The organism is Pedobacter psychrodurus, from assembly GCF_032678585.1.
In the GTDB taxonomy this organism is placed as follows: Bacteria; Bacteroidota; Bacteroidia; order Sphingobacteriales; family Sphingobacteriaceae; genus Pedobacter; species Pedobacter psychrodurus_A.
Window position 1 is genome coordinate 124,966 of the sequence record NZ_JAVTSN010000017.1, and the last position, 8,702, is coordinate 133,667.

At 40.5% G+C, this 8,702-nt stretch carries 9 protein-coding genes; 4 read left to right on the forward strand and 5 right to left on the reverse strand.

All coding sequences use genetic code 11. The features are described from left to right. Positions 1-5 precede the first annotated feature (5 nt). Together R2S57_RS13350 and R2S57_RS13355 are read right to left on the reverse strand one after the other, a co-directional pair. Positions 6-1,259: a DUF2130 domain-containing protein gene (locus R2S57_RS13350; protein WP_316845446.1), complete on the reverse strand. Its 1,254-nt coding sequence runs from the start codon at positions 1,257-1,259 to the stop codon at positions 6-8. Positions 1,260-1,349: 90 nt separating this feature from the next. Beyond that, the gene (locus R2S57_RS13355; protein ID WP_316845447.1) at positions 1,350-1,730 is read right to left on the reverse strand and encodes an OsmC family protein; all 381 of its coding nucleotides are present in this window, start codon (positions 1,728-1,730) and stop codon (positions 1,350-1,352) included. A 185-nt stretch (positions 1,731-1,915) separates the two neighbouring features. Between R2S57_RS13355 and R2S57_RS13360 the strand changes: the two genes are divergently transcribed. Beyond that, positions 1,916-2,281 (forward strand): YtxH domain-containing protein, encoded by a 366-nt coding sequence (locus tag R2S57_RS13360; protein ID WP_316845448.1) that lies wholly within the window; start codon positions 1,916-1,918, stop codon positions 2,279-2,281. A 279-nt stretch (positions 2,282-2,560) separates the two neighbouring features. Next, complete coding sequence (locus R2S57_RS13365; protein ID WP_316845449.1) at positions 2,561-3,133, forward strand: YdcF family protein; 573 nt, start codon at positions 2,561-2,563, stop codon at positions 3,131-3,133. Between the two features lie 132 nt (positions 3,134-3,265). Here R2S57_RS13365 and obgE read toward each other — a convergent pair whose 3' ends face one another. The 3 genes from obgE to R2S57_RS13380 form a co-directional block, all read right to left on the reverse strand. Continuing rightward, positions 3,266-4,261: a GTPase ObgE gene (obgE, locus tag R2S57_RS13370; protein WP_316845450.1), complete on the reverse strand. Its 996-nt coding sequence runs from the start codon at positions 4,259-4,261 to the stop codon at positions 3,266-3,268. Between the two features lie 210 nt (positions 4,262-4,471). Next, positions 4,472-5,047 carry an adenylate kinase gene (locus R2S57_RS13375; protein ID WP_316845451.1) on the reverse strand — a complete coding sequence of 192 codons (576 nt, stop codon included), beginning with the start codon at positions 5,045-5,047 and terminating at the stop codon, positions 4,472-4,474. A gap of 435 nt (positions 5,048-5,482) precedes the next feature. After that, positions 5,483-7,309: a glycoside hydrolase family 2 protein gene (locus tag R2S57_RS13380; RefSeq protein WP_316845452.1), complete on the reverse strand. Its 1,827-nt coding sequence runs from the start codon at positions 7,307-7,309 to the stop codon at positions 5,483-5,485. Between the two features lie 444 nt (positions 7,310-7,753). Here R2S57_RS13380 and R2S57_RS13385 point away from each other — a divergent pair, with 444 nt between their 5' ends. Next, a complete protein-coding gene (locus tag R2S57_RS13385) occupies positions 7,754-7,924 on the forward strand; it encodes a hypothetical protein (RefSeq protein WP_316845453.1) in 171 nt (56 codons plus the stop codon). Between the two features lie 238 nt (positions 7,925-8,162). After that, positions 8,163-8,702: alpha/beta hydrolase (locus tag R2S57_RS13390; RefSeq protein ID WP_316845454.1), on the forward strand; the 540-nt coding region annotated here is incomplete at its 3' end.

The following is an 8,702-nucleotide window of genomic DNA, read 5'->3' on the forward strand; positions in this document are numbered from 1 at the left end:
ATAATTTACTCTAAAAGCAAAGCATCGTCGTCATCGTCAGTTAAACTCAGTTGCACACTGTCGCTACCTGCTATTCCTTCTATCGATCCCCTGATATGGGTGGCATTTAACAACACTTTTTCCAATTGTTTTTCGCGGGCTTTCCATAAACGTTCCATGGCATCACGTTCGCGCTGGATGGATAATTTCATGCTCATAAAACCTTCCCTAATGGCTTTCCATTGTTCCGAAAATTCGGGCCCCATCAGGTAATCGTATAACATATGCATTTTTTCACCTCGGTTTTCCTGCGATTTTACCGCTCCGGCCAATCGTAATATCCCTTCGCGCAACACATAGGCCACTGCATTTACCTCTTCGAAAGAGCAGATCCAAACGCCGTCGCGCTGACCAAAACAATCCATACCTTTAGGGTAACACTGACTTACGATTACGGCAACATCAATGCCCATACTCCGCATATCTTTCTTCAGTTTTTCGATCCAGTCGCCCCCAAAATCTTTGGTACGTTTACTTTCATAGATAATTTTGCCACATTCCTGGCCAAACTGGTTCCGTACCACCTGCACACAGTCTGCACCACGAACCCCTTTCCCAACTTCTTCAATTAAATCGAAAGGATAATTGGTACGGAGCAACTCTTCTAAAATGAGTTCTTGTACCTCTCCCTGCAGTTGCATACTGCCCTGCTCGGCCTTGCGTTTCATTTCTTCGGCCAGTTTTTTCTGATCGTCGAGCTGTTTTTCCAATTCTTTTAAACGCAGTTGGTGTTCGGTATCTTTAATACTATTTTTTTCTGCTTCCTGTTTGCGGATCTGCTCTACCAGTTCGTTACGTTGCTCCTGCATTTTACGTTGAAAAGCCAGTTCCATTTCTTCCTCTTTCACCTTAAGACCTTCCTCCCGTCGCAAAAACTCCAGTTCTTTTTCGCGTGCCAATCTTAATTTCTCGGCATTGTCTTTCGCATTGCCTTCGAGCATCTGTAGTTTGGTTTCGAAATCTGATGTAATGCTCTTACGCAGGTTTTCCTCCAGGTTATCTTTAAGCTTGGTTTTTTCTTCAGCCAGCTGTACCTCAAAAGCCTTTTGTTGCTGAAGTTTTTCGGCATCAAGTTCTGTAAGCCGCTTTTGTAATTTGGCTTCATTTTCCTTGGTAAACGACAACATTTTCTCGCGGAGCTCTTTTTTATAATCTTCGGCCATGGCTTCTTCCATCGGAAAAACATGGGCACAGTTGGGGCATTTTATTTCGGTAGGCATAACTTATTTTTTACCGCAGTTAACACTGGGGGTTACAAAGATATTAAAGCTTTTTATGAATGCATAAAGGAGTTTTACACCACCATTTTTTTAAAGCACTTTCGATCTGATCTCATGACCTGCAGCCAGGATTTTACTTACCGGACATTTCGCTGCAATTTCTTCCAGTCTGATTTTTTGCTCTTCGGTAAGCACCCCTGTGCAGGTAATTTCTTCGAAAAATATGGTTTCGCCGTTTTCGGTATCGATGTTTACCTCTACCTCAATTTTATCAATCGGCCATTCTTTTCTATCGGCATACATCCTTAAAGTGATGGCCACACATGATGCCAAGGAGGCCATCAACAGGCCCTTTGGTGCAAATCCCTGATGTGTTCCGCCCAATTCGATAGGTTCGTCTACTATAATATCATGCGACCCATTACTAACCGAACAGGCATAGTGCTCTTTATTTATCGTTGCTTTTACCATTATATATTCATTTTAGAATCCCAAATATTGTGCATTAACTTTAAACTTAAGTAAAACTCCGGTCTTTTTTTAAAAATGAAGATTGGAGCTGGTTTAATTATCCCAAAATTTAAGCAATAGTTTCCCAAATCAAAAAATAGCAAACATTATAACCTTGCATTTGTTCTTTCTAAAAATGCTACGTTATGAAATACAGAAAGTTAATCGGAAAATATTTAAAGCACGACTCAGATAACAGTGCCAAAATAGCACTTGCCCTTGTGGCTGGTTTAGCTGCGGGTGCAGTGATCAGTATTTTATTTGCCCCGGATAGTGGTGCAGGTACCCGCGGAAAAATTGTTGGCGGAGCTAAAAATCTACGTTATGGCTTCCAAGATAAATACAATCTGTTAAAAGAGAAGGTTTTTGGTGTAGAGGCCATTGAAGAAGATATTGTTGAACACGAGGTACCGCATTTTAAACATACTGTTGCGAAGAAACGCAAATCAGATGTAAAAGAAATTTTGGAAAATGCCCATGAAAATGGACAGGTACAAGAGGGACAAGGATAAAATTAAGCTATTAATTGGTTAGCGTATTAGCATTAGCCAATTAATAGCCTCGAGCACCTTAACCATTTAAACAAATTATTAGCTTTACAGGATAATCAATGCAAATGCTTTTTATCCTCTCAAAAATTTTATTGTTTCTGATCAAACCTATCGTTTGGATTATTGCGCTTTTAATTTTGACGCTTATTACCAAACGCCAAAAAAAAAAAGAAGCAATATTTAATAGTAAGTTTAATCTTTTTCTTCTTCTTTTCGAATGATTTCATTGTCGGTAAGATCATGAACAGTTACGAAACCAATTACCCTAAAACTCAGCATTATGATGTGGGGATTGTGCTTGGTGGTTTTTCGAAGTTAAACAATCGCAATAATGAAATTGCTTTTGCTGGTACCGGCGACCGCTTATTCCAGGCCATTGCACTTTATAAAAAAAGACTTATTAAACAGATTTTAGTGAGTAGCGGGAGTGCCAATTTGATCGATAATGAGGTTAAAGAAGCTGAATTAGCCGTTAAATATTTGAAACTGATCGGCATTCCGGATTCTTCAATTCTGATCGAAAACCAGAGCAGAAATACCATCGAAAATGCAAAATACAGTTTAGCGTTAATTGAAAAAAAGAATCCTCAAGCTAAAGTTTTGGTCATTACGAGTGCCTGGCATATCCCAAGGGCAAAACTGATCTTTAATAAACAAACTAAACGTAATATCGAATACTATCCCACAGATTTTCGTGGCAAAACCGAATTCGACTTAAACGACTTCCTGATCCCCAGTACTTCTGCTTTAGACACCTGGGAGATATTGCTAAAAGAATGGACTGGTTTACTTGTTGACAGGATTAGGGCCTAGGCGGTTAATTGTTGAAATCGGTTAACTGGTTAATTGTTCAAAGCGCCTAATTGTTGATTGGTTCATTGATGATTAGTTCATTGGGCAACATGGTAAACTAATAAACCACCGACCATTGAACCAATGAACTATCTATCCCTCAATTGCTTTCCAAAGCATATCTTTCAGCTCCAGGATATTTTTCTCCGCTACTGATGAAATAAATATGGATGGGATTTTCGGCAGATCCTGTTTCATTTCATCCATTAACTCTTCATCCAGCATATCGGATTTGGTAATGGCTAAAACGTGCGGTTTTTGCATTAATTCGGGGTTGTAAGATTCCAGTTCTCTTTTAAGGATTTCGTATTCTTCTTTAATACTTCTGCTCGTATCGGCCGGAACCATAAATAAAAGCACCGAATTACGCTCAATATGACGCAAAAACCGATAACCTAAACCTTTACCTTTTGATGCCCCTTCGATAATTCCGGGAATATCGGCCATTACAAAAGATTTTCCACCCCTATAACTTACGATACCCAGGTTTGGAACAATCGTGGTAAAAGGATAGTCTGCAATTTCGGGCTTGGCAGCAGAAACCACTGAAAGTAACGTAGATTTTCCTGCATTAGGGAATCCAACTAAACCAACATCGGCTAAAACCTTTAATTCGAGCACATTCCAAACCTCTTTTCCCTGTTCGCCTGGTTGTGCAAAACGTGGTGTTTGCTGAACTGAATTTTTAAAATGCGCATTACCCAAACCACCACGGCCACCGGCTGTTAAAATTTTGGTTTCGCCATCTTTGGTAATCTCAAAAAGCACTTCTCCTGTTTCTGCATCCTTAGCGATTGTTCCAAGCGGAACTTCAAGAATCTCATCAATTCCCTGTTTACCAAACTTGTGAGAACTGCCACCTGCGCCACCATCTTCTGCGATAATGTGCTTGCGGTATTTAAGGTGTAATAATGTCCAGATATGGATACTGCCCTTAACGATAATGTGGCCACCACGACCGCCATCACCACCATCGGGACCACCCATTGATGTTAAAATATCACGATGTAAATGTGCCGAACCTGCACCGCCTTTACCAGAACGGCAACAAATTTTTACATAATCTACGAAATTCGAACCCTGTGACATATTTTATTATTGAAATGTTATAATATTGGAACGTTGAAACAACAATTCCCTTAAAATTAAAGAGTTATAACGTTTTAACATTATAACTCCTTGTATGTTTTTGAAATGTTATCTGGATAAAAATTACCCTGATGCATTTCTTGATACTTGATACTTGCTACTCGATACTAATATACCTGCTTCTTGATACTTGATACCCAATACTAGGACCTAAACCTTATACTGATCAATCACAGCGCAAAGATCATTGTATACGGTTTCAATTTCGCCAATTCCATTTACTTTATTCAATTTTCCCTGTTCCTCATAATAAGGTAATACATGGATGGTTTTGTCGAAGTATTCTGAAATGCGTTTTTTTAATTTCTCCGCATCGTCATCTGGCCTGCCACTGGTTTTATGGCGCTCAGCAATACGTTTTGTCAATTCATCCTGATCAACATCTAAAGCAATAACGCCGGCAATTTTACTGCCTTTACGCTCTAAAAATAAATCAAGCTCAATTGCTTGTGGAACGGTACGCGGAAATCCATCAAACACAAATCCTTTAGCATCAGGATTTTTATCTACCTCTTCTTCAAGCATGGCAATTGTAAGCGCATCAGGAACCAATTCTCCATCAGCTAACAATTGACTAACTTTTTTTCCTAATTCGGTTTCTCCTTTAACGTGTGCTCTAAAAAGATCGCCTGTTGAAACGTGTACCAACTGATATTTTGTAATCAGTTTTTCAGATTGGGTGCCTTTACCCGCCCCTGGAGGGCCAAAGAGAACTAAATTAAGCATTCAAGTTGTTTAGGTTGTCTTCAAAATTAAAAAAGCCTTATTCCTATGGCTCTCTTAAAAGCAAAATGCAAATCACTAAATAAAAACATCAGTTAAATTGTTTACTTTCAAGGCTGCAAATATATAATTATTAATTTAGATGCCATTTAAAATTAAGAATTTATTTAAAAAAGCGCTATTTTAATGACATTTATCTTATTCTACGAAGAATCTTGTGCCATATTTATATTTAACAGAATATCTTTTAAATACGGAGTTAAACAGCCAAACAATCCGTTCGCTATTTACTCCAAATTTATTAAGAATATTGGTGCAATCGGATATTCCCCTACCTGTGGAGTCAAATGTTACCATCTGACTTTTTCAGATATGTTTAATGGAAATGGATCTTTTATTAGGCGAAATTATAATCTCTGCTACGGTTTCTGCTATTCGTTAACGACCTACAGGAGAATTTAGTTTTTTACCCTCAGCTATTACCGCCGCATTGATTTCACTTACACGCTTGATATCCATTTTTTCGACCACTCTGTCATAGGTAAGCAAACCATTTACCTCATGCTCAACATCCGTTGTTTGGGTATACACTGCAACGCTCAAGCCTTTATATTTCATCAGTTGCTCCACCTGGCTCATCAGGAGCACGTACCTATCGGTAAGTGCCGCAACGGTGGGTTCGTAAGCATAGGCATTATTCTCTACGGGCCACATGTGGTCTCTTACAAAAAGTCCAACCCCACCAAACTCGCCAAGCGAGGCCGCTCTTTTGGCATCGGGTTGCGAGGCGTCATAAGGGCCAATGTAAATGTGGGTATCCACGAAGTCACCATTACCCGGATCGCCAGCAGCCTTCTGGTAGCCTGGATTGTTGTTGAATCCTGAATTTCCGTTAACCAATCTGGAAGGGTCGTACTTTTTAACCCAGTCGGTAATCTCCGGCACATCGAAGGCACCCCAATTTTCGTTAAAGGGCACCCATGCAATAATCGAGGGAGAATTGTAATGTTCATCCATCACTGCTTTAAGTTCCTTGCGGAATACTGGGCGCACTTTTGCTGTATCTTCGTTCTGGTACCAGATCGCTGGCATATCCTGCCATAACAGCATACCCAGTTTATCTGCCCAGTAATAAAAACGCTTTGGCTCGGTCTTCATATGTTTGCGGATCAAGTTAAAGCCAGCTTTCTTAGTAAATACGATATCCGATTTTAGCGCCTCATCCGTTGGTGCGGTAAGAATACCATCCGGCCAATAGCCCTGGTCTAACAGCCCAAGCTGCATCACGAACTTACCGTTAAGCAATGGGCGCATAACGCCCGCAACCTTACCTAGCTTGATCTCCCGCATACCGAAATAGCTGCTGATTTCATCGCTAGCTTTACCGTTACTATCTTTGAGCGTGATTTTAAGGTCGTACAGAAAAGGCGCTTCCGGCGACCAAAGTTTTGGATCTGCGATAGGCAGATAGAATGTTTTTCCAGAACTCCCCTGCGCCTGCGAAACGATTTTCCTGCCCTCAAGCGCCACCGCAGACACGATAGATGAACCTGCATCAACCGTAACCTGGAGCCTGTTATGCTCCAGATCGGGTAAAAGTCTGATATTTTTGATGTGTGCTGCGCTTACCGGTTCGAGCCATACGCTTTGCCAGATGCCCGAGCTGAAGGTATAGTCACCTCGCGGTCCATTCTTGCCGGAGGGCGTCCTTCCGTCGTTAGGATCATGGGCAGCCACAATCAATTCATTGCTTCCCACCTTTAACAACCGGGTGATGTCGAGCGAAAATGCGTCGTAGCCACCAGAATGCGAGCCAGCCTTTTTTCCGTTCACAAATATGGTTGCATCATGATCTACCGCTTCAAAATTGATCAGGATATTCTTCCCATTCCAATTCTGCGGAATTTCAAAACGCCTGCGGTACCACATGTTCACTTCCTGCTTACGTTCTATCCCCGAAATTACAGATTCAGGGCAATATGGCACGAGGATTTGCTCGGCTCTGCCTGTAAACTCAACTGGTACTTTTGGATTTAGTGTGGACGTTTTTTCTTTTCCACCGATGTAGTCCCATTTGCCATTTAACGACTTCCATTCCCCGCGAACAAGTTGAGGACGCGGATATTCAGGAAAGGGATCTGTAGCGGTCATTGCTTCTGTGGTCCATTTTGTAGGTAGCTTTGCCGTCTGAGCGGAAGCATTCCCGCAATAACTCCCACACAACAGGGCGGTTAAACATATGATCACTAGGCTGGTATTTTTCATGGAATTTTAGGATAAAGTCTTTCGGGCTCAAAAGACCAAGATACTATTTTTTCTAAATTCTAAATCGATTTATCTCGTGGAAATATCAAAGCCGATCTATCTGTCGGTTTTACATATAACTAAATGTTGTTTGATGAGGTTTGCTTTTGTCAGAAGCATTAATTTTCTTTTGTTTGATAAATTTGATAAACGGGCACACTGAATCCATAATAAGCACAATCAATATCGAAATTATCAGAATGCTACAGCAATTGTCTATAATAGCCAACACCTGTTTCGCTACGATCGCAGATAACCTTCAAGGTGTTGCTACAAACCGCATATAATCCTGACTTTTTTGGTAGAAATGTCAGATTAGAGAAATATTGATTCTGCTCTCCCTGCCAACACCTTATTTGGATTGATTTTTGAATTGCGAAATGCAAATTGCTTTAAACTGCCGATATGAAAAATTTTCTTCCATTTTTATTTGCCACCGCCATCTCGATCATTGCTATATTTTCATCTTTTACCCTTGCAGATCCTGAATTGGGCATATCAACGGCGTTGGTAAGCTGGATGGCCTGTATCTGGCTCATTTCAGGGAAACGTAAAAACAGGGACTGCCTCTCGTAACTGTTCTCGCTGATACATATCATGACTTTCGAAACCTTTGCCAGGAGGGTATCTCATGTTATTTTGCAAGTTCAATTTCCTTCATTTATCGATTATTCAGGTAAGCAATAAAACCCGAACCATACTGACTCCAGTGCCACAATAATTTTGGTCGATCTCTGTTATAAAGATAATCATATATCGGCGGTAGTGTCTATTGCCATTCAGATGTTGTGTAAACATTTTTATATATTCAGACATGAAAAATCAGATCTTATTTATTCAAGGCGCCGGTGACGTTGGCTACGAAGGAGATGTAAAGTTGGTTACTTCTTTACAAAAAGCTTTGGGAACGGATTTTAAAGTACATTATCCTGAAATGCCTACCGATGAAGTACCTTATTTCGGATCGGGATGGGTAAAACATATAGGTGAAGAGATTTCGGCTATGGATGGTACAATTATTTTAGCAGGTCATTCTCTAGGTGCATCTATGTTGTTAAAATATCTTTCGGAACAGCAAACCAAAAAAGATATTTCGGGGATTTTTCTTATTGCAGCACCATTTTGGAAGGGTGATGAAGACTGGAGGCAGCCGCTTAAACTGCAGGAAGATTTTGCTCAGAAACTACCGAAAGAAATCCCGATTTTTTTCTATCAGTGTAAGGACGATGATGTAGTTCCGTTTGATCACTTCACCATTTATAAGCGAAGTATCCCCTGGGCAGTTTTCCGCGAAATGCCTTTTGGTGGGCACCAACTAAATAACGATCTAACTCCCGTAGCCAACCTATCGTGG

What these genes read in the sequence shown, in the direction of transcription:
- R2S57_RS13350 (WP_316845446.1), bottom strand. Translation starts at nt 1,259, where the DNA reads ATGCCTACCGAAATAAAATGCCCCAACTGTGCCCATGTTTTTCCGATG.
- R2S57_RS13355 (WP_316845447.1), bottom strand. Translation starts at nt 1,730, where the DNA reads ATGGTAAAAGCAACGATAAATAAAGAGCACTATGCCTGTTCGGTTAGT.
- R2S57_RS13360 (WP_316845448.1), top strand. Translation starts at nt 1,916, where the DNA reads ATGAAATACAGAAAGTTAATCGGAAAATATTTAAAGCACGACTCAGAT.
- R2S57_RS13365 (WP_316845449.1), top strand. Translation starts at nt 2,561, where the DNA reads ATGAACAGTTACGAAACCAATTACCCTAAAACTCAGCATTATGATGTG.
- obgE (WP_316845450.1), bottom strand. Translation starts at nt 4,261, where the DNA reads ATGTCACAGGGTTCGAATTTCGTAGATTATGTAAAAATTTGTTGCCGT.
- R2S57_RS13375 (WP_316845451.1), bottom strand. Translation starts at nt 5,047, where the DNA reads ATGCTTAATTTAGTTCTCTTTGGCCCTCCAGGGGCGGGTAAAGGCACC.
- R2S57_RS13380 (WP_316845452.1), bottom strand. Translation starts at nt 7,309, where the DNA reads ATGAAAAATACCAGCCTAGTGATCATATGTTTAACCGCCCTGTTGTGT.
- R2S57_RS13385 (WP_316845453.1), top strand. Translation starts at nt 7,754, where the DNA reads ATGAAAAATTTTCTTCCATTTTTATTTGCCACCGCCATCTCGATCATT.